The organism is Neorhizobium petrolearium (assembly GCF_017873175.1).
Classification (GTDB): Bacteria; Pseudomonadota; Alphaproteobacteria; order Rhizobiales; family Rhizobiaceae; genus Neorhizobium; species Neorhizobium petrolearium.
In genome coordinates this window covers 160671-179920 of record NZ_JAGGJW010000011.1, presented here as the reverse complement: position 1 = coordinate 179920, position 19250 = coordinate 160671, and the positions used below count along the sequence as shown (strand labels likewise).

The following is a 19250-nucleotide window of genomic DNA, read 5'->3' as shown; positions in this document are numbered from 1 at the left end:
GTGAAACTATTCGTCCCGGTAGACCTTCTCGCGGCGTTCGTGCCGTTCCTGCGCTTCAATCGACAGCGTCGCAATCGGTCGGGCGTCAAGACGCTTGAGCCCGATCGGCTCACCGGTCTCTTCGCAATAGCCGTAGGTGCCGTCTTCGATACGCTGGAGGGCGGCGTCAATCTTGGCAATCAGCTTGCGCTGGCGGTCGCGGGCGCGGAGTTCGATGGCTCTGTCGGTTTCGGAGGAGGCCCGATCGGCGAGATCGGGATGATTTGCGCTTTCTTCTGCCAGATGATCCAGCGTTTCGCGCGCTTCTCTCAGGATGTCATTTTTCCAAGCAATCAACTTTGCCCGGAAATACGCTTTTTGATTTGCATTCATGAACTCGTCGTCTTCCGAGAGCACATAATTGCTAAGATCGATCTTCTCACTCAACGCGATTCTCCTGAAGAACATCTCATGCGGCGCCTCTATATCCTATTCGCCTATGCCGGTTCAAGCCTTCCGCCAAGCATTAAGATATTTTTAAAACCGTCATAAAATTCAGCTAAATGGCTATTTTTTAAGCTTTATTGACTGCAGCCAGTATTCTTATGCTTGACCTTGCCGGCTCGTGTCGGTTCCAGCGAAACATTTCGGGCAGTTGACGAGTATCCCGTCGAAAGGCTACCCATCCAGTGAATTTCTTTGGTTTCGGCGCCGGGCATGACGACGATCACTCCTCCTCCTTCCCGCATCTATCTCCTGCGCCACGCCAAGTCCGGCTGGGCGGAGCCGGGACAGCATGATTTCGACCGGGCGCTCGACAATCAGGGCTTTGCCGAGGCCGAGGTCGTCGCCGACAAAGCGGCCGACAGGAACTACAGGCCCGATATCGTGATCAGCTCGACCGCCGTCCGCTGCCGTCAAACGGCGGAAGCCGTGCGACGCGCGACCGACGAGGAGATCGAACCGATCTATATCGACGAGCTCTACAACGGCTCGCTCGGCACCTATATGGCCGTTATCGAGGGCCAGAAGGAAAGCGCCTCGGTGATGCTGATCGGCCATAACCCGACCATGGAAGAGGTGCTGGAAGCGTTGATTGGTGCCGACCAGATGGTCGCCGCCATTCCGGGCGGCTATCCGCCTGCCGGTCTGGCCGTGCTCGATTATCGAGGGATTGTTGCGGGTTCCGGCGCGGCCTGGGTGCTGATCGACTTCCTGACGGCCTGAGACGTGCTGCCGCCTTTGCGGCATCGTCTCCGCTTCCTATATAGCTGGAACCTTGAACCCGGAACGACGCCTTGCCGCCTTCGCTTACCAGCTTCACCGACGATGCGCGCATCGCGCTCGACAATATCACCGATCGGGCCTCTGGCCTCATGCATCCCGCCATCCGGCTTGGCGTCACCGGCCTGTCGCGAGCCGGCAAAACGGTGTTCATCTCATCGCTCGTCCACAATCTTCTGAACGGCGGCCGTCTGCCGCTTTTCGAAGCCGTGCGCTCCGGGCGCGTGTCTGACGTGCGGCTAGAACCGCAACCCGACGACGCCATCCCGCGCTTTCAGTATGAGGACCATATCCAGGCGCTGGTGCGCGACCGCATCTGGCCGGATTCGACCCGCGCCATTTCAGAACTGCGCATCACGCTCGACTATCAGAGCGCCAGCAGCTGGAGCCGGATGTTCTCGCGCGGCCGGCTTTCGATCGACATCGTCGATTATCCCGGAGAATGGCTGCTCGACCTTCCGCTTCTCACCCAGGATTTTCGTGCGTTCAGCGAGAACACCGTAACGCTCGCCGAAACCGGAATCCGCAAGGAATTGTCGCGCGAGTGGCTGGCGCTGGCGTCGAGCATCGACATGGATGCGCCGGCGGACGAGATGACGGCGCGGCGCCTTTCGGAGGCTTTTGCAGCTTATCTGAGAGCATGCAAGGCGGATGAGCGCTCGCTGTCGACCTTGCCGCCCGGACGCTTTCTGATGCCCGGCGATCTGGAAGGTTCGCCCGCGCTCACCTTCGCGCCGCTGCCGAACGTTTCGGAGACAAAAGCCTCCAAGGGTTCGCTGCGGGCCATGATGGAGCGCCGCTACGACGCATATAAAAACGTGGTCGTCAAACCCTTTTTCCGCGAGCATTTCGCTCGGCTCGACCGGCAGATCGTGCTGATCGACGCTCTTCAGGCGATCAACCGCGGCCCGGAAGCCGTGCAGGATCTGGAGCGCGCGCTGACCGACGTGCTCGCCTGTTTCCGCCCCGGCAGCAACAGCTTCTTCTCGTCGCTCATCGGCCGGAGGATCGACAAGGTTCTGGTCGCCGCCACCAAGGCGGACCACCTGCATCACGAAAGCCATGACCGGCTGGAAAGGCTCACCGGCCGTCTGGTCGATCGCGCGATCCAGCGAATCGGCATGGCAGGCGCGGGCATCGAGGTGATGGCGATCGCTTCCGTCCGCGCTACCCGCGAGGCGACTGTCAAGGAGGACAATCACATCCTGCCAGTCATCGTCGGTACGCCGATGGCGGGTGAGACAATCAATGGTGAACGTTTCGACGGAAATAAGAAAACTGCGATATTTCCCGGTGACTTACCTGATAATCCTGAAGCATTATTTCAAAATCTCGATACACCGACCGCGGAACTTCCGGAAATCAACGTCGTTCGCTTCCGCCCGCCGGCGCTGGAAGAGTCGAACGGCGGCCTGAAACTTTCGGTGCCGCATATCCGGCTCGACCGCGCCATGCAGTTCCTGTTCGGAGACCGCCTCGCATGAAACCGCCCGAGACACCTCAGAACGGCAAGCGCCGACCCGCCTCCTTCGCGGTGGAAGAAGAAGCGATGTCTCGCGGCGAGGCAGCCCCCCCGGTCCGTCGCAGCCCGCGCAGTTTTGAGGGCGAGGTCGTCGTCACCCCTGATGAGCAGGACCCTTTCGTGACACCGGCCGAGCTCGCCCCGGAAGCGATCCCTGTTGCCGAGCCGCGGGCGCGCAAGAAATTCTCCTTCGTCAATCTGGCGCTCGCCGCCTTCGGCACCTTCCTGTCGCTTGCCTTCGGACTGTGGGCCGACCGGGTGATCCGCGACCTCTTCTCGCGCGCCGACTGGCTCGGCTATGCGGCACTGATCGCGCTCGGGGTCGGGCTTCTCGCCGTGGCGGTGATCATCGGTCGTGAAATCTTCGGCATGATGCGGCTTTCCGCCGTCCAGACGTTGAAGACGGAAGCCGAGGAAGCGATCCTTTCCCCTCGTCCGGCAGCGGCACGCTCCGTTGTCTCGAGGCTTGCGAAAATCCTCAGCCATCGCGCCGAGACCGCCAGGGGCCGGGCCACGCTCGATGCCACGAAAGACGATATTATTGACGGCCCGCAGCTTCTGGAACTGGCCGAACGGGAACTCCTGGCTCCTCTCGACCGCAAGGCCCGCGCATTGATCCTCGGCTCATCCAAACGCGTTTCGATCGTCACCGCCGTCAGCCCCCGCGCGATCGTCGACCTTGCCTATGTGCTATTCGAAGTCACAAGGCTTATCCGCGCCATGGCGGAACTTTATGGCGGCCGGCCGGGTACTCTCGGCCTCATGAGGCTGATGCGGGACGTGATCGCGCATCTCGCCGTCACGGGCTCCATCGCCGTCGGCGACGGCCTCGCCCAGCAGGTGCTCGGCCATGGGCTTGCTTCGAAACTGTCGAAGAGGCTCGGTGAAGGGGTCATCAACGGGCTGCTCACCGCTCGAATCGGTATCGCCGCCATGGACCTCTGCCGGCCACTTCCTTTCAAGGCAGTAAAGCGCCCGGGGATCGGCGATTTCATCTCGGATATTGCAGCGGTCGGCAGCCGGAAAGACTGAGAATAGGCCGATCGAGGGTCGCTGCAATCCGGCTACGGATACCACTCATTAACCATTCCCGCCTAAATTACGAAGCACTTAACGTCGCTGCTTGTCGGGGAAAGTATCATGTATCCGCGCCTCCTTTCGCTTATCGGCGGGCTTGCCGTTCTGACTGTTGCGGCCACGTCGGCCATGGCTCCGCAAGCGGAAGCCGCTCCTCGCGACAAGGTTTTCTTCCAGTCGGTCGCCGGTGCCTGGAAAGGCCCGGGCGAAATCGTTGCCGGCAAATACAAGGGCACCAAATTCAGTTGCAGCCTGACCGGTGCGCCGACTCCGGACGGCGATGTCGGCATCAAACTCGATGGCACCTGCCGGGTCGGCGTCTTCCAGCAACCTATGTCGGCGGTTATCACCCAGAGCGGTCGCGGTTATACCGGCAAGTTCCTGGACGGTGCGGAAGGCAAGGGTCTCGACATCATCTCCGGGTCGGTCAATGGCGACAAGGTCGTGATGGGCATCAACCGCGCCAAGCTCAACGGCGCCATGGTGGCCAGTCTGCGTGGCGAGAACAAGATGAACATCACGATTTCGGTCAAGGTCGAAGACCAGATGATCCCGGTCATCGGGCTCAGCCTCGACCGAGACCTCGATTCGATCGCCGTCGGTTCGATCAACCAGTAAAGACCGGGTCCGCGGCGATTACGCGCCCAGCCACCAATCCTGGCCGGCATCAACGATCTTGATGCCGGCGGTATCCGTTTCCCGGAGCCACTCGCCCACTTTCCGTCCCTTCACCAGAAGGTCCGGTGCGATATCTGCAAGCGGCATCATCACAAAGCCCCGCTCGGTCATGCGTGGGTGCGGCAATTCCAGTTTCTCGGTCTTCTGCTTACGCGTCCCGTAGGTGAGGATGTCCATGTCGATGGTACGCGGCCCCCAGCGCTCCAGTCGCACTCTCTTCATGCCCCGTTCGATCGACAGGCAGACATCGAGAAGCTCCTCGGGATCCAGCGACGTTTCCACCAGCGCACAGCAGTTGAAGAAATCCGCCTGATCCGTCTTTCCCCAGGGCGGAGTCGAATAAAGTTTCGAAACGGCGAGGACGCGGCAATCGTCGCGCCGATCGAGTTGCCGCAGGGCTTCGGCCATGGCGGCCGGGGGATCGCCGATATTGCCGCCGATACCCAATGCGGCGATCTCGAAGGACTTTTCAGGCGACGTGCTCAACTCGCACCTCCGCATAATCCAGGATACCCGGGATCGGCACGCTCGGCTTGCGAACGGTGATATCGGCACGCTTGATCTGCGGAGACCAGGCGCAGAGCGCCACGGCGATATCTCTGGCGAGCGCCTCGATCAGGTTGCGGCGGTTCTGCGTTACGACTTTTTCGACAATCTCATAGGCGATGCCGTAGTGGACCGTACTCTCGACATCATCGTTTTCGAGCGCCTCGTCCGCTGCCACATGCATGACGACGTCGACGAAGAAGCGCTGGCCGAGCGTGGCTTCCTGCTCAAATGCGCCATGCCGGGCATAAAAGCCGCAGTTTTTCAGCGTGATCGTATAGGTGCCCATCAGGTATTTCCTTTTTCCTCATGGGCCCAGGCGGCAGCCAGCACGGCGTCGGCCATCGCCAGCGCATCGCGGTTGGCGGCGACATTGTGGACGCGGAAGATCGCCGCTCCCGCAAGCCGCAGGATGGCAGTGGTCGCTGCGGTCGCGACATCGCGTTCCTCCGGCTTGTCGCGGCCTGTCCCCGCACCGATGAAACGCTTTCGCGATGTACCGACAAGCAGTGGAAAGCCAAGCCGGTGCAGCTCGGCGAAGCGCGCCATCAGCTCCATGTCGTCGTCGCGGTTCTTGGCGAAACCGAAGCCCGGATCGAGTACGATCGCCTCTTCGGGAATGCCGGCGGCACGGGCGATCTCAAGCGATTTTGTGAGAAAGAATTCCTGGTCCGCGATGCGGTCTGCCCGCTTTTCCTGTTCGCGGCCCCGGCCGGTATGCATGATGCAGATGCCGGCTCCCGTCGCCGCGGCGACCGTTGCGATCTCCGGCTCGCGCTGCAGGCCGTGCACGTCGTTGATGATGTGGGCGCCTGCCGCCATGGCGAGCCTCGCCGTCTCGGTACGATAGGTGTCAATCGAGATCAGCGCGTCGGTCTCTGCCGCAAGCCTCTCGATGACCGGCAGGATACGGCCCTGCTCTTCTGCGGCCATTACTTCCGCCGCGCCGGGCCGCGTCGATTCGCCGCCGATGTCGAGAATTGCGGCGCCGTCGCGGACACAGGCGAGTGCGTGAGCCACCGCAGCATCGACGGTTCCGTAGCGTCCGCCATCGGAAAAGGAATCCGGCGTGACGTTGATGATCGCCATGATATGGCCCGTCGGGCCAAGCTCGAGGGTCCGGCCCCGCCCAACGTGCCATGACCTGTTGCGCCGCGATGTCACCGGCTGTCCATCTGTCGAGAGGTAACGCAAAATTTCATGCCTTTGTGTTGCGCTCCCATTGGCTATGCCCCAAGCTTGGTTGAAGTTCAACTTCGCAGGCCAGAGAATGTTTTTAATGCGCAGGGTCCGCCGGCTTTCCGGTGCAATTCTTTTCCTCTGCGTGATCCCGGCGGTGGCTTCGGCCCAGCCAGCCATCACCAAGACCTATTCCTATTTCCGGATCGGCGGACGCACGGCGGAAGATCTCGACAAGGAACTCGAGAAGCGAGGCCCCGTCACGCGCACGACCGGACACCGCCACCCGGGGGCGACGGAGATCAAATTCGGCGGCGACGTCACCTATATGGAAAAGGGCGGCCGCTGCGAGATCAGCGGCGCGCGAGTGACGTTGCGCACCCGCATCGTCCTGCCACGCTGGAGCAATCGCAGACACGCCACAGCGGACCTTGGTTTCATCTGGGACACGCTCTCGACGGATATCAAGCGGCACGAGGAGCGCCATGCGGAGATCGCCCGCAACCATGCCTACCAGTTGGAACGGGAGCTGCTCGCCCTTCGTCCGAATCGGAGTTGTGACGTGCTGGAGAAACAGGTGGCGGAGATCACGAGCCGGCTTCTCGAATCCCATGACCGGGAACAGTTGCGCTTCGATCGGGTCGAGGCGGCGAATTTCGATGCGCGCCTGATGCGGCTTCTGCAGTACAACCTGAAACGCAGAGGCAAGTAAGCCGTGTTCCTTGAAATCGCCAACTCAAGCGCTGCGAAGCTTTCGTGAAGCTTGCGCCTCATCCGGCCAATGACGGATGATTTATCGCGATAGCCTAAAATACGAATCTCATATATAGACAAGACATGAGCTGATCTGCCGGCGATTCGTCAAAAGGCGAAGCAAACGAGGTAGATAGCAACGAGATCAGTGTGCGTTCCGATCGGGCGGCGATACGTTGCACAGCCCCCTCGGCATCCGTGAGTATCGTTTTCCGCGCTTTTTAGGTTCTCCTGGCGCGTCTTCAGCCACAGGTGTCTCCTCCCTCGCCTGTTGGTGATGCGCCCGCCTCGCCTCGCTTGCAGTTTTGCGCAGCGAGGCTTCTTTTTGCGCTTCTTTCGTGAAAACGAGAAAGTCAGGCCTGCCGCTCAGGCACGTTGACGACCAGCCCGTCGAGCTCGGGCTTCACCTTGATCTGACAGGAAAGCCGGGAATTCGGCCTCACCTCGAAGGCAAAGTCGAGCATGTCTTCCTCCATCGGTGCAGGCGGTCCCACCTTTTCGGTCCAGGCCTCGTCCACATAGACATGACAGGTAGCACAGGCGCAGGCGCCGCCGCATTCCGCCTCGATGCCGGGAACGGAATTGCGAACCGCATTCTCCATGACTGTGGAGCCGGGTTCGGCGTCGATATCGAAGCGCGTTCCGTCGAAGGCAACGATGGTCAGTTTCGTCATGATGTTGGAAATCCGGGATGTTGAAGGGTTACGGCTTATTTAAGCGCGCTGTCTTCCAATAAAACCCCGGCTCAGTCAACATTTTCGGGCGCCGCAGGCTGTCCCATGGGCGCCCTGAGCCAAAAATTAATGCCTCTAGCGGCAGAGCTTATTGATGAAGTTTTCCACTTCAATGACGGCTGCGTCGACAGCAGCCTTCAAAGCGGCGTCCGCGCTCTTGTTTTCGAGTTTCTCGGCTGCTGCTGAAACCTGGAAAGCACCGACCGCGCTGGCGGCCCCCTTCAGGCGATGGGCGACAGCCGCGGTCGTCGCAGCATCGGCGCCAGTCATATCCTGCAGCGCACGCCGCGCCTGACGCGCGAACATCTGCAGCACTTCGATTTCGAGCGCCTTGTCGCCCATGGTCTGGTGCGCGAGATGAACGAGATCAATCGGACGGGAGTGCGAGGGGCACGCGCCCCTATGATTTTCCGGCGCTTCGAACGCGATACTGACGGCTGCCATTGCCATGGACCTGTTTTCCCTATTGTTATTCTAAAAGTGTCCCGAATTGTGCGGGTCACATGCCGCTATCCCGTTAAATTCCGGCACAATCGGGGCTGAAATCTTCCCATATGGTTAATTTCTGCTAAGCTCCCGGGATTTTAGGACTTTTGCATCTTTCCATGGTTTAAATTCTGTTAACAACAATTCGAGCCACCGGCCTCAGGCAGGCGTTTTAATTGTGCCAGATGGCCGGATGTGCCACTACAGTACGACTAAGGTGGCGAGGAATATTCTCCTTTTGCCGCAGATGTCAGGTTGGTAAGCTTTCGTTATCATCCGTTTGAAAGAACGGCCGTCCGACCTGAAAGTGAATAGGAAGCAGGCTCCATGAAGGAGTTGGGTTTCCGGCAGGCAGTGTTCCGTCTTTCGGTCTGCGGGCGGCAGAGCGTCGGATGGGATGGCCGGGCGAGTATGTAACGAGGCGTAACCGCATGGCGAAGAAAACCAGCAGCGAATCGATCGACGAGACGGCGTTCCAGGCGTTGGAAGATGCTCTGAAGATCAATTTCGACGATGAGCCGCCGCGCCCCAAACCAGCGCTCCATGCCTCGGAGGCCCGCGTGTCAGATACATCCAAGCAGCGTCCGGCTCCCTCGCAAAACCAGGAGGACGCCGCCGAATCCTACAGATCGCCGGCTTCCGAGACTGTTGCCAAGTCTCCGGCCCTCCAGCCTGCCAATGACGCCGGCAGGCGCAGCACGACGGCCCTTCTCAGGACCCTGGAAGGCGGCGCCATGCGTTCGGCCATCCGCAATGCAGTGATCATCTCGATTCTCTGGGCGATCGCCGGAATCGGGCTTGGCCAGCTCATTTATGGCAGCCAACTGTGGGAAATCACTTCCGTCGCCGGCGTGCTTGCTGCGCCGGGCCTCGTCGCGCTCGTGGTCGGCATCCTTGTGCCGATCATGCTGTTCTTCGCCTTCGCCATCATGATGGCGCGCGCGCAAGACCTCAGGAACGCTGCCCGCTCCATGGCCGAAGTGGCGCTTCGCTTGTCGGAGCCGGAGACGATCGCCTCCGAGCGGATCATGAGCGTCGGACAGGCCGTGCGCCGCGAAGTCTCGGCGATGAATGAAGGCATCGAGCGCACCATCGCACGCGCCACCGAGCTCGAAACCCTCGTGCATTCGGAAGTCAATGCGCTGGAGCGCAGCTTCACCGACAATGAGTTGCGCGTCAGAGGGCTCGTGCACGAACTCGGCGCCGAGCGCGACGCAATCGTCAATCACGCGGAACGCATCCGCTCCTCGATCGTCGGCGCCCATGACCAGCTCAAGGAAGAGCTGTCGCTGGCGACCGAAGAGATTTCGGTCCGCCTGGCAACATCCGGCGAAGCATTCGCTTCGATGATCGATACCCGTGCCGCCGCACTGATGGAGAAATCCGACGCAGCCGGCGAGGCGCTGGGCACGTTGCTCACCAACAAGGCGGAAAGCCTGCTTCAGACCCTGAACTCCTCCGGCTTCGCGCTCGCCCACGAATTCGACGAGCGGATGGAAGAGATCACCTCGGTGCTTTCGCAACGCGGCCAGGCGCTGCTGAACGAATTCGAAACCCGCGCCTCGACGCTCGACGCCAATACTGAAAAGCTGAACGCGGCGCTTGCCGACCGCACCCGACAGCTCAACGAAACCCTGCTCGCCCGCACACGCGAAATCACGGAAGGCCTCACAGACAGCGAAAGGACGCTCACCGGCTCCCTCGACGGCATCCTCGCCACCCTCAACAGCTCGCTCGATGAAAGAGGCTCCTTCTTCCGCCAGAGCTTGCAGAGCACGGTTGACGACGTCGTCATGGACCTCGACATGCGTTCCGGCTTCTTCGAGGAACGCCTGCAGGCAACCGTCGGCCAGCTCAGCACGACGTTCGACGAGAGCATCTCGCAGTTCACGTCGGCATTCGATCAGCGTGCCGGCACGCTCGACAGCAAGCTGATGGACAGCCTTGCCCGCATAAACGAGACCGTTGCAAGCGGCTCGGAGTCGATCGAGAACATCTTAAGCTCCAGCATCGAGCGCATCAGCTCCTCGCTGACCGACCAGTCGCTCGCGCTTGCGACCACACTCGACACCGGCCAGGAAGTGCTCGATTCCGTGCTTGAAAGCCGCGCGCGCGAGCTCTCCGGTGCACTGACGGCCCGCAGCAGCGAAATCCAGGATACGCTCGCCTCCCGCACGGCCGAAATCCACACGGTGCTTGCGTCGCGGACGGGCGAGATCCAGGACGCGTTTTCGAATGTCCACGAGACGATCGACGGCACACTGACCTCCCACGTCGCCGGCATCCAGGATGCGCTTGGATTACGTATCGGCGAGCTTCAGCAAGGGCTTGCGAGTGTTCAGCAGACGATCGACGGTACGTTTGCCGAGCGCAGCAACTACCTTCTCGATGCGCTCTCGGAAAACCAGGCGAGGTTCGAGCAGGGGCTGGCAGTCCGCTCCGGCGCGATCATCACCGCCCTTTCCAGCAGCCACGATCATCTGACCGAGGTTCTCAGCCAGAAGACCACCGCGCTCGACACGCTGATCTCCAATGCGCCGGAGCGTCTGGCAGGCATGTTCGACGAGAAGTCGGCACATATCGCCCGGACACTCTCGGAAAGCGAAGAGCGCATCAGCGGCGATCTCGGCCGCCATGCCGCTGCCATGCAGGCATCGCTTGATACCAATCGGGAACGCATTTCCGAGATCCTCGAAGACAAATCGATGGAAATCGCAACGTCCTTCGCGCTCGGCGAGGATCGCCTCACCGGCATGCTGGATGAAAAATCGGAATCCATTGTCCACGCGCTTTCCGAGACCGAACAGAGGATCGGCGACAATCTCGGCCGTCGTACGTCGGAAATCCATGAGACCTTGAATAGCAACCGCGAAAAGCTCGCGGAGATCCTCGAAGACAAGTCGATGGAAATCGCAACGTCCTTCGCGCTCGGCGAGGATCGCCTCACCGGCATGTTGAATGAAAAGTCGGAATCCATTGCCCGCGCGCTTTCCGAAACCGAGCAGCGGATCGGCGACAATCTCGGCCGGCGGACGTCGGAAATCCACGAAACGCTGAATACAAACCGCGAAAAGCTCGCGGAAATCCTTGATGACAAGTCGATGGAAATCGCAACGTCCTTCGCGCTCGGCGAGGATCGCCTCACCGGCGCGTTGAATGAAAAATCGGAATCCATCCTCCGCGCGCTTTCCGAGACCGAACAGCAGATCGGCGACAATCTCAGCCGACGTACGTCCGAAATCCACGAAACGCTGAACACAAACCGCGAAAAGCTCGCCGAGATTCTCGACGACAAGTCGATGGAAATCGCCACTTCCTTTGCACTCAGCGAAGATCGTCTCTCGGGCATGCTGGACGAAAAGGCCACCGCGCTTGCGAGCACGCTCACCGATGCGGACAGCCGCATCGAGCAGTCCTTCGCTGCCCGGGTGGATGCCATTCGCAACGCCTATGCCGATAACCAGCTCAATCTCGACCTTTCTCTGGAGAACCGGACTGCCGAGCTCTCGCGTATTCTCGAAAGCGGCGGGGCTCGCCTGGAACAGACCGTCGGCGGGGCCGCCGGCCGCATCGAGAGCACGCTCGCAGACGGCACGCAGCGGTTCGAGGCGGGCATGGCCGACGGCCTGGAACGCATGGAGACGGCCCTCGGCTCGACACAGGACCGCATTGCAGCGACGATCGGTCTCGGCCACCAGCAGATGGAGGCGACCCTCGGCTCCGGCTACGAGCAGTTGCGTGAAACGCTCGAAGAGCGCACCGCCATGATCGCCGGCGCGCTCGGCGAGGCACATGAGCAGATCGGCAGCCTGATGAACGATCAGGCGACGTCCATCAGCACATCCATTGCGGCAAGTGCCGGCATGCTGGAAATGTCGCTCGAGAACCAGCAGAGCACGCTCAAGGACGCCATCGATGCGGCTGGCCAGTCGCTCGAAGAACGGCTGCGCAACAATGTCGGCGCGCTCACCACCCAGCTCTCCGACGCGGCCAGCGGCATCGGACAGTCGGCGGATGCCTTTTCCAACCGTGTCCGCGAGACCGTCGGCGATGTTCAGCAGGCGCTCGAGGAAACCGGAAGCCGGATCGAGTCCACGTTCGGTGGTCTCGAAGGCCGTATCCGCGGTGAGATCCTCAACGCGACCCAGCTCGTCGAAGACGCGGGCACCAAGCTTTCCACCACGCTTGGCAGCCGCACAGCCGAGCTGGAGCGTGCAGCGGGCGAAGCAACGGACCGGATCACCGAGACCATGGACAACCGTACGGCCCGTATCGAGGAACGGCTTGGAACGGTCGACCGGGCGCTGACGATCGGACTCGACAACGTCACGAAAACCATCGAAAGCAAGGCCGTCGGCCTCGCCTCGACCCTGCGCGAAGCAGTCAGCGCAGCGGCCCAGAGCATGGACGGCGAGGCCACCCGCTCGGCGGAAGCGCTCGCCCGCGCCGGCTCCGAATTCACGCAAGAACTTGCCAACCGAAATGACGAATTCACCAAGGCGATCGAAGAGCGTTCCACAGAGATCGTCGGTCGGATTTCGGAAACGCAGAACCGGCTTGCCGGCCAGGCGGCGACCGTAGCGCATGCCTTCTCCGAGGCTGGCAGCGTGATCGTCAGCAAGGTGGCGGAGGCCGACAATCTTGTGAAACGCCAGGTGGCAGCGATTTCGGAAGCGCTCGACGATGCACAGAAGGTGCTCGGCACCCGGGGCGACGATATCCGCGGCGCGCTCGCCGAAACCGCGAGCCAGCTCGATACTGCCATGGACGCCGTCGACCGCGCCCTTGCCGCGCGCGGCGAAGCGATCCGTTCGGCCCTCGATACCCGCGCCCGCGACCTCAATTCCATGCTCGCAAGCCGTTCGGCCGAACTGTCTCGCATTCTCGACGAGAAGGCAAAGCCGATGGTCGAGGAATATGCCGAGACCGGCCGAGCCGCCGTCACGCAGATTACCGCAGCGGCGCAGCAGGGTGCAGAACGTCTCTCGTCCACGGCCGAGGAGACGAGTGCGCGCATCCGCAACGAAAATTCGGCGCTCATCGATGCCATCGCCGCCCGGACGAACGAGACGCTTGCGGCAATCAGCCAGCGGACCGAGGATGCCGCCGGCACCATGCGCCGTGTCGAACAGGGCCTGTCGGTCGCGGTAAACGGCCTCATCGACAAGCTTGCAGAAAGCAATTCCAGCATCAGCGCACTGGTTCAACAGGCGACGCAGGAACTCGGCAGCACCACGGAACTGGTTGTGGAGCATCTGGCAGAGGCCGACCGTAAATTTGGCGTGACGGCCAATCGTTTCACGCAATCGGCGACGCAGGCCGCCGATATCGTTTCCGGTTCGACCCGCATGCTGGAGACCAATATCGAACGGATGACGGAGGTCTTCAGCCAGACGTTCGACCAGGTGGGTGGCATCGTCAGCCGCTTCGACGAGCATTCCAGAGTGCTCGCGCAGGCCTCCGATCTCCTGGACGCCGCCCAGTCCAACCTCACCAGCACGCTGGACGAACGCCAGAGCGCCCTCAACAGCCTTGCGGGCGGTCTCGTCAAGCGCTCCGAGGAAATCGAAGCAACGATGCGCAGCCTGACAAGCCTCGTCGACGGCGCTTTTGAACGTGCGGAAGAACGTTCACTGCAGGTAGGTTCACGGCTGCGCGAAAGCCTGCACACCTCGTTTGCCGATATCGGCCGCACGCTCGGGGAAACCCAGCACCGTGCCGAAGTCACTGCGGATGCGATGCGCGAAGCGCTGACCAATGCCGGCGGTGACGCCAATCGTGCCATCGAGGCGACGCTGTCGGAAGCCGAAAAGCGCACCCGCGATCTTTCGGAGCGGATGCGTGGCAGCATCTCGCAGTCGCTCGGCGATATCGAACGGCTGTTGTCGGATGCCACGAACCGGTCCGGCAGCGCGGCCGAGCAGCTTCGCGAAACACTGCGCGAGTCGGTCGAGGAAGCGATCAACCGGTTCTCCGGCGCGACCGACGAGATCCGGCGTTCGGCGCAGGATATCCGCCGCGAACTCGACGTCACCCGCTCGGAACTGAAGCGCGGTGCCTTCGACCTTCCGGAAGAAGCCAAGGAAAGTGCCGCGGCCATGCGCCGCGCGGTCGCCGAGCAGATCAAGGCTCTTCAGGATATTTCCGCGCTGGTTGGTCGCTCCACGCAGAACTTCGAAGTCTCCGAAGCTTCGACGCCCCGCCCCGCCCCGGCGCCTCAGCCTCAGCCAGCGCCGGCTCGTCCGCAGCCGGCTCCCGCCGCACCCCGTAACGATCCCTATTCCTCCGGCTCGCTGCGCGGTACGCTTCCGCTCGACCGACCGGCATCGGCGCCGGCTCCGCGTGCGCCTGAACAGCAGGGATCGCGTGGTGATGAAGGCTGGATCAGCAACCTCCTGCGCGGCGCCTCGCGCGACGAGCTCGAGGAAGCGCCTGCGGCACGCCAACCACAACCGGCCCGCCCGGCCGATCCGGCTCCCGCGCCACGCAGCAACGGCGACAATCGCAATCCGCGCCATATGGTCGAGTCGCTGAATTCGCTCTCGGTCGATATCGCCCGCGCGATCGACCATGACGCATCGGTCGATCTGTGGCGGCGCTACCAGCGCGGCGAACGCGACGTCTTCACCCGTCGCCTCTATACGCTGAAAGGCCAGCAGACCTTCGACGAGATCAAGCACAAGTACGAGCGCGAGCCGGAATTCCGCAAGGCTGTCGATCGCTACATCGCCGATTTCGAAAAGCTGCTTGCTGACGTCGCCCGCACCGACCGCGACAAGACGGTGACGCAGAGCTACCTGACCTCGGATACGGGCAAGGTCTACACGATGCTCGCCCACGCCGCCGGCCGCTTCAGCTAAGAGTAGGGTCAATCGCCTGCCAAACAGAGAAGGCCGCCTTGAAGGCGGCCTTCTCTGTTTTCGCGATGATTTCAGAAGCGCCGGTCTATCACATCGACTTCAGCGACCAGTCGACGATTTCGGCGCCGACCTTGGCAAACGCTCTGTCGAGCGCCTCGATGAAATCGCGGTTCTCCTGGCCGGAAACGGGCGCAGTTGCCGTGAACACGCTCTGGGCGCGTACCGTACCGTTGCGGTCGTTGAGAAGCTTTGCCGAGATTTCCACATTCGCTACGCGCGGGCTGGTCGCTGTCACTTCAAAGGCGCGAATATCGGTGACGACCTGATAGTCGATCGCGAGCCCCTGCCCCGGCTTGCCGACGCCGCCGAGGCGGCCGGAATTCTCGAAGGCCTCGACGAGCTTCGATTGAACGAGAGCCGGCAGGCGGTCGCCCCAGCGGGAATCGGCGAGATACTGGATTTCCGACGGCGAAACGCGCACGACGACCTGCTCGCTGTTCAGCAATTTCAGCGCCGTCGGCTCGGGCACCAGGATCTGGCGGTTGCGGGCGGCCGGACCCTGCCCGGAAGGCGTGATCGACAGGTCGAACGTATCGTTGTTCGCCTTGCTGCCGCAGCCGGTTACCAGCATGGCCACGAGCGGCAGCGCCGCGAGCAGAAACGGACGGCGGTCCGCACGTTGTCCCAGGAACTCCGAACCGGTCATCAAACCCCCATTCTCCGACATGAACGTCCCGCTTACCGCCGTGTCCTGCCGTCATATTGCTTTACTGTCTCGCCGCCGAAGATCAGCCGCTGCGGATTCTGGTCGAAATTGCTGATCGTCTGGTCGAGTGACTGCACGGTGCGTCGGGCGTCGTTCACGAGCGTCTGGATATCCCTCAGACCGCTCGACGAGAAACGTGACAGATTGTCTGCTATCGGGCCAACGCGCGCATTGATGTTGTCGGCGACGGTGCGGAAGGACTCGAGCGTTCTGCGGGCCTCTACGAAAAGGCCTTGCGAATCGTCGCTGGAAACGAGGCCATCGACCTTGGCCAGGATGCCGTCTACGCGGCTGGAGGCCTCGTTCAGCTTTCTCGCCAGTTCCGTGAAGTCGCCGATGGCGCGGTTGATATCCTCGCGGCGCTCGGTGAAGCCGTCCACCACGTTGCGCGCCGAGCTGACGGTCTGCCGGGCATCTTCGGAGGCAGCGGTGATGTTGGCAATGGTCCTCTTGACCTGATCGGGATCGACGGAGTTCATCACCGTATCGACCCGCTTGAGGACGTTCTGGGCCTGCACTCCAGCCTGTTCGAAGCTCGCGGCGGCATTCTTCACATTCGTCACGAGGTCTCCGAAATTGTCGGAAGCATTGGCGATGTTGCGGGTGGCGCGTTCGGTGTTGGAAACGACGGCGTTGATCTTTTCCGCATCGATCGCGCTGACCAGTTTCTCGGCGGCTTCGAGCGTCGAATTCAGCGTTCCGGAGACGCTATCGATCGTCACCGAGAGCGTCGAAAGGCTGTTGAGGAACTTGTCGATGCTGTCGGAGTTCTGGGCGAGCGACGACGTGAAGGTCTCGACGTTGCGGATGGTCTGGGTCAGCGGCCCGCGTGCATCCGCGGCAAACCCCTGAATATCGCCGATCGCTTCATCGGCGCGCTGGAGGATCTTGTCGGCGGTCGCAAGCAGGTTCGTCACGCTCGATTGTTCGGCAATCAGCACCGCCGGCCGTCCGGTCTCCAGCGATTTCTGGAGGATGTTCTCCTCGCCCTTTGCACCGCCGGACAGCTCGATATAGGCGGCCCCCGTCAGGCCCTGCACTTCCAACCTCGCCTGGGTGGACTGGTAGACCGGCGCGTCGGCCCTGACTTCCGTGAACGCGATCGAATAGCGCGGATCGTCCGGATCTATCGTGAGGCCTCGCACGGAACCGACGGGAATGCCGTTGAAACGGACCGGCGAGCCGACGGAAAGGCCGTTGGCCGAACCCGGGATGCGAATCGCCAGCTCGGCCGTAGGCCCGCCGCGGCCGGATTGGGCCATCCAGTAGACAAACCCGAAAGCGGCTGCGATCACCAGAAGTGTAAAGAAACCGACAAGGGCGTAATTGGCTCTGGTTTCCATGGATTACGTCTTCTCTACTTCTGCTGTCGGCTGCTTTTCGTGAGCCACGACCGACCGCGCCCGTTTGCCACGGAAATAGGACTGAACCCATGGATCGTCACAGGCAAACATATCCTCAAGTGTTCCTTCCACCAATACCCGTTTCTGGCCAAGCACGGCAATACGGTCGCAAACCGAAAAAAGGCTATCCAGGTCATGTGTTACCATATAGACGGTCAAGCCCAGCGTATCGCGCAGCTTGGCGATGAGCGCATCGAAATCGGCCGCACCGATCGGATCAAGGCCGGATGTCGGCTCATCGAGGAAGACGAGGTCCGGATCGAGCGCGAGCGCCCTCGCAAGTGCTGCACGCTTGATCATGCCGCCTGACAGTTCGGAGGGATATTTGTCCGCCGCATCCGGCGACAGGCCGACCATCTCGACCTTCAGATAGGCAAGCTCGTCCATCAGCGACTGCGGCAGGTCGAGATATTCGCGCATCGGAAGCTGGATGTTTTCCTTGACCGTCAGTGCCGAGAACAGAGCACCGTGCTGGAAAAGCACGCCGAGCCGCATGTCGACCAGCATGCGCTCCTCCTCCGAAGCATTGTCGTAATCGACACCGAGGATTTCGATCGTGCCGGACCGGTGCGGTAAAAGGCCGAGCACCGTGCGCATCAGCACCGACTTTCCCGTCCCGGAAGCGCCGACAAAGCCTAAGATCTCACCGCGATAAACGTCGAGGTTCAGGTGATCGAGCACAAGCTGGCTGCCGAAGCCGACCGTCACGTCTCGCACCGAAAGCACGACCTGCCGGCCATCCGCATTGACCTCTCCCTCTTGCTTCACCGCTTCCAAACCCTTCTCCATCAGAAATCGATCGCGGAATAGAAGATGGCGAAAACTGCATCCATAAGGATGACGACGAAGATTGCCTTTACGACGGATGTCGTGACGTGCTGGCCGAGGGATTCGGCGCTGCCGCCGACCTTCATGCCCTCGACGGCCGCAACGATGCCGATCGACAGCGCCATGAAAGGGGCCTTGATCATGCCGGATGCGACGGACGTGTGGTCGATCGCCTCGTGCAGGCGGGACAGATAGGTATCGAAGGTGATGCCGGAATAGGCCCAGGCAACGACCGCCGCTCCCGTAAGCGCGGCGAAGTTGGCAACAATCGTCAGGAGCGGCAGCGCGACCGTCAGCGCCACGAGGCGCGGGAAGATCAAGACGCCCACGGGGTTGAGGCCGATCACCGTCAGCGCGTCGATCTCCTCGCGCATCTTCATCGAGCCGATCTCGGCGGTGATCGCGCTTCCGGAGCGGCCGGCGATCATGATTGCTGTCAGGAGCACACCGATCTCGCGCAGCTGCAGGATGCCGACGAGGTCTACGACGAAGATTTCGGCGCCGAAATAGCGGAGCTGGAAAGCGCCCTGCTGCGCGATGATGGCACCGATCAAAAACGACATCAGCACGATGATCGGCACGGCGCGCACGCCCATGCGGTCGATATGGGTGACTACGGAAGCGGGCGAGACGCCGGCGCCGCGGCCGAGCTTCATCTGCGCGCCGCGGACCGCGGAGCCGAGAATATGCATCGCCGCGTAGAAATCGCTGCCGAGTTCCGCCATGGCCTTGCCGGTCGGCGCAAAAAGGCGCTCGAAGAGCGTGCCCTTGTCGCCCTGGTCCGACGGCGGTGCCGGCGCCTTTTCCGGCAATACCCCGATCAGCTCGCGAATTGGCCCTTCACCGCCGATCAATACGGCTTCGCTGCCCTGCTCACCCTTCGCCGTCATCAGCCGGCGGATCAGCCAGGCACCGGCCGTGTCGATGCCGGCAATACCGGAAAGGTCGATTTCCACCCTGCCCCGGCTCCGGACCTGCTCCAGATGCTGGAACTCCTTCAGCATCGACAGGATCGTCTGGCCGCGCCAGTCACCGGACAGCAGGTAGCGTTCACCGTCGCCGCCGGGCAGATCTTCGGCCTTGATTTCGGCAGACCTAAACGTCACAGGCTTCTTTCGTAACAGCGGCTAAAAAAGGTTTCATACGATACAGTTG

16 protein-coding genes are annotated in these 19250 nt (G+C 61.7%); 6 read left to right on the top strand and 10 right to left on the bottom strand.

The features are described 5' to 3' along the window. Positions 1-6: 6 nt before the first annotated feature. Positions 7-426 (bottom strand): RNA polymerase-binding protein DksA, encoded by a 420-nt coding sequence (gene dksA, locus J2046_RS21370; protein ID WP_085424344.1) that lies wholly within the window; start codon positions 424-426, stop codon positions 7-9. A gap of 270 nt (positions 427-696) precedes the next feature. Here dksA and J2046_RS21365 point away from each other — a divergent pair, with 270 nt between their 5' ends. The 4 genes from J2046_RS21365 to J2046_RS21350 all read left to right on the top strand — a co-directional run bounded on the left by J2046_RS21365 (position 697) and on the right by J2046_RS21350 (position 4480). After that, positions 697-1206 carry a SixA phosphatase family protein gene (locus J2046_RS21365; protein WP_210055373.1) on the top strand — a complete coding sequence of 170 codons (510 nt, stop codon included), beginning with the start codon at positions 697-699 and terminating at the stop codon, positions 1204-1206. A gap of 71 nt (positions 1207-1277) precedes the next feature. Beyond that, positions 1278-2747 carry a YcjX family GTP-binding protein gene (locus tag J2046_RS21360; protein WP_210055371.1) on the top strand — a complete coding sequence of 490 codons (1470 nt, stop codon included), beginning with the start codon at positions 1278-1280 and terminating at the stop codon, positions 2745-2747. Further along, a complete protein-coding gene (locus J2046_RS21355) occupies positions 2744-3817 on the top strand; it encodes a YcjF family protein (protein WP_210055369.1) in 1074 nt (357 codons plus the stop codon). Before J2046_RS21360 ends, J2046_RS21355 begins: the two co-directional genes overlap by 4 nt. Positions 3818-3925: 108 nt before the next feature. After that, a complete protein-coding gene (locus tag J2046_RS21350; protein WP_210055368.1) occupies positions 3926-4480 on the top strand; it encodes a hypothetical protein in 555 nt (184 codons plus the stop codon). An 18-nt stretch (positions 4481-4498) separates the two neighbouring features. Here J2046_RS21350 and folK read toward each other — a convergent pair whose 3' ends face one another. The 3 genes from folK to folP are packed head-to-tail and all read right to left on the bottom strand — an operon-like array spanning position 4499 to position 6175. Then, positions 4499-5041, bottom strand: coding sequence for a 2-amino-4-hydroxy-6-hydroxymethyldihydropteridine diphosphokinase (gene folK / locus J2046_RS21345; RefSeq protein ID WP_210055365.1), 543 nt, complete (start codon positions 5039-5041; stop codon positions 4499-4501). Further along, positions 5010-5375, bottom strand: a complete 366-nt coding sequence (gene folB, locus J2046_RS21340; RefSeq protein WP_037146714.1) for a dihydroneopterin aldolase — start codon at positions 5373-5375, stop codon at positions 5010-5012. Before folB ends, folK begins: the two co-directional genes overlap by 32 nt. Then, positions 5375-6175 carry a dihydropteroate synthase gene (gene folP / locus J2046_RS21335; protein WP_233470187.1) on the bottom strand — a complete coding sequence of 267 codons (801 nt, stop codon included), beginning with the start codon at positions 6173-6175 and terminating at the stop codon, positions 5375-5377. The genes folB and folP overlap by 1 nt, the downstream gene beginning before the upstream one ends. A gap of 181 nt (positions 6176-6356) precedes the next feature. Here folP and J2046_RS21330 point away from each other — a divergent pair, with 181 nt between their 5' ends. Then, positions 6357-6977 (top strand): DUF922 domain-containing Zn-dependent protease, encoded by a 621-nt coding sequence (locus J2046_RS21330; protein ID WP_210055362.1) that lies wholly within the window; start codon positions 6357-6359, stop codon positions 6975-6977. A 394-nt stretch (positions 6978-7371) separates the two neighbouring features. Here the strand turns inward: J2046_RS21330 and J2046_RS21325 are convergent, their stop codons facing one another. Both J2046_RS21325 and J2046_RS21320 read right to left on the bottom strand, forming a co-directional pair. Next, a complete protein-coding gene (locus J2046_RS21325; protein WP_210055360.1) occupies positions 7372-7692 on the bottom strand; it encodes a 2Fe-2S iron-sulfur cluster-binding protein in 321 nt (106 codons plus the stop codon). Between the two features lie 135 nt (positions 7693-7827). Next, complete coding sequence (locus J2046_RS21320) at positions 7828-8196, bottom strand: Hpt domain-containing protein (RefSeq protein WP_037148405.1); 369 nt, start codon at positions 8194-8196, stop codon at positions 7828-7830. 473 nt (positions 8197-8669) lie between these two features. Here J2046_RS21320 and J2046_RS21315 point away from each other — a divergent pair, with 473 nt between their 5' ends. Continuing rightward, positions 8670-15098 (top strand): apolipoprotein A-IV repeat region-like domain-containing protein, encoded by a 6429-nt coding sequence (locus tag J2046_RS21315; protein ID WP_210055358.1) that lies wholly within the window; start codon positions 8670-8672, stop codon positions 15096-15098. 88 nt (positions 15099-15186) lie between these two features. Here J2046_RS21315 and J2046_RS21310 read toward each other — a convergent pair whose 3' ends face one another. The 4 genes from J2046_RS21310 to J2046_RS21295 are packed head-to-tail and all read right to left on the bottom strand — an operon-like array spanning position 15187 to position 19201. After that, positions 15187-15804: an ABC-type transport auxiliary lipoprotein family protein gene (locus J2046_RS21310; protein ID WP_210055356.1), complete on the bottom strand. Its 618-nt coding sequence runs from the start codon at positions 15802-15804 to the stop codon at positions 15187-15189. A gap of 32 nt (positions 15805-15836) precedes the next feature. Beyond that, a complete protein-coding gene (locus J2046_RS21305; protein WP_210055354.1) occupies positions 15837-17207 on the bottom strand; it encodes an MlaD family protein in 1371 nt (456 codons plus the stop codon). A gap of 3 nt (positions 17208-17210) precedes the next feature. After that, positions 17211-18056, bottom strand: coding sequence for an ABC transporter ATP-binding protein (locus tag J2046_RS21300; protein WP_037155328.1), 846 nt, complete (start codon positions 18054-18056; stop codon positions 17211-17213). Next, entirely contained in the window at positions 18056-19201 is a 1146-nt protein-coding gene (locus tag J2046_RS21295) for an ABC transporter permease (protein ID WP_411828534.1), read from the bottom strand. The genes J2046_RS21300 and J2046_RS21295 overlap by 1 nt, the downstream gene beginning before the upstream one ends. Positions 19202-19250 lie beyond the last annotated feature (49 nt).

Coding starts and splice junctions, on each gene's coding strand:
- J2046_RS21365 (WP_210055373.1), top strand. CDS start 697: ATGACGACGATCACTCCTCCTCCTTCCCGCATCTATCTCCTGCGCCAC.
- J2046_RS21355 (WP_210055369.1), top strand. CDS start 2,744: ATGAAACCGCCCGAGACACCTCAGAACGGCAAGCGCCGACCCGCCTCC.
- J2046_RS21350 (WP_210055368.1), top strand. CDS start 3,926: ATGTATCCGCGCCTCCTTTCGCTTATCGGCGGGCTTGCCGTTCTGACT.
- folK (WP_210055365.1), bottom strand. CDS start 5,041: ATGCGGAGGTGCGAGTTGAGCACGTCGCCTGAAAAGTCCTTCGAGATC.
- folB (WP_037146714.1), bottom strand. CDS start 5,375: ATGGGCACCTATACGATCACGCTGAAAAACTGCGGCTTTTATGCCCGG.
- folP (WP_233470187.1), bottom strand. CDS start 6,175: ATGGCGATCATCAACGTCACGCCGGATTCCTTTTCCGATGGCGGACGC.
- J2046_RS21330 (WP_210055362.1), top strand. CDS start 6,357: ATGTTTTTAATGCGCAGGGTCCGCCGGCTTTCCGGTGCAATTCTTTTC.
- J2046_RS21325 (WP_210055360.1), bottom strand. CDS start 7,692: ATGACGAAACTGACCATCGTTGCCTTCGACGGAACGCGCTTCGATATC.
- J2046_RS21320 (WP_037148405.1), bottom strand. CDS start 8,196: ATGGCAGCCGTCAGTATCGCGTTCGAAGCGCCGGAAAATCATAGGGGC.
- J2046_RS21315 (WP_210055358.1), top strand. CDS start 8,670: ATGGCGAAGAAAACCAGCAGCGAATCGATCGACGAGACGGCGTTCCAG.
- J2046_RS21310 (WP_210055356.1), bottom strand. CDS start 15,804: ATGACCGGTTCGGAGTTCCTGGGACAACGTGCGGACCGCCGTCCGTTT.
- J2046_RS21305 (WP_210055354.1), bottom strand. CDS start 17,207: ATGGAAACCAGAGCCAATTACGCCCTTGTCGGTTTCTTTACACTTCTG.
- J2046_RS21300 (WP_037155328.1), bottom strand. CDS start 18,056: ATGGAGAAGGGTTTGGAAGCGGTGAAGCAAGAGGGAGAGGTCAATGCG.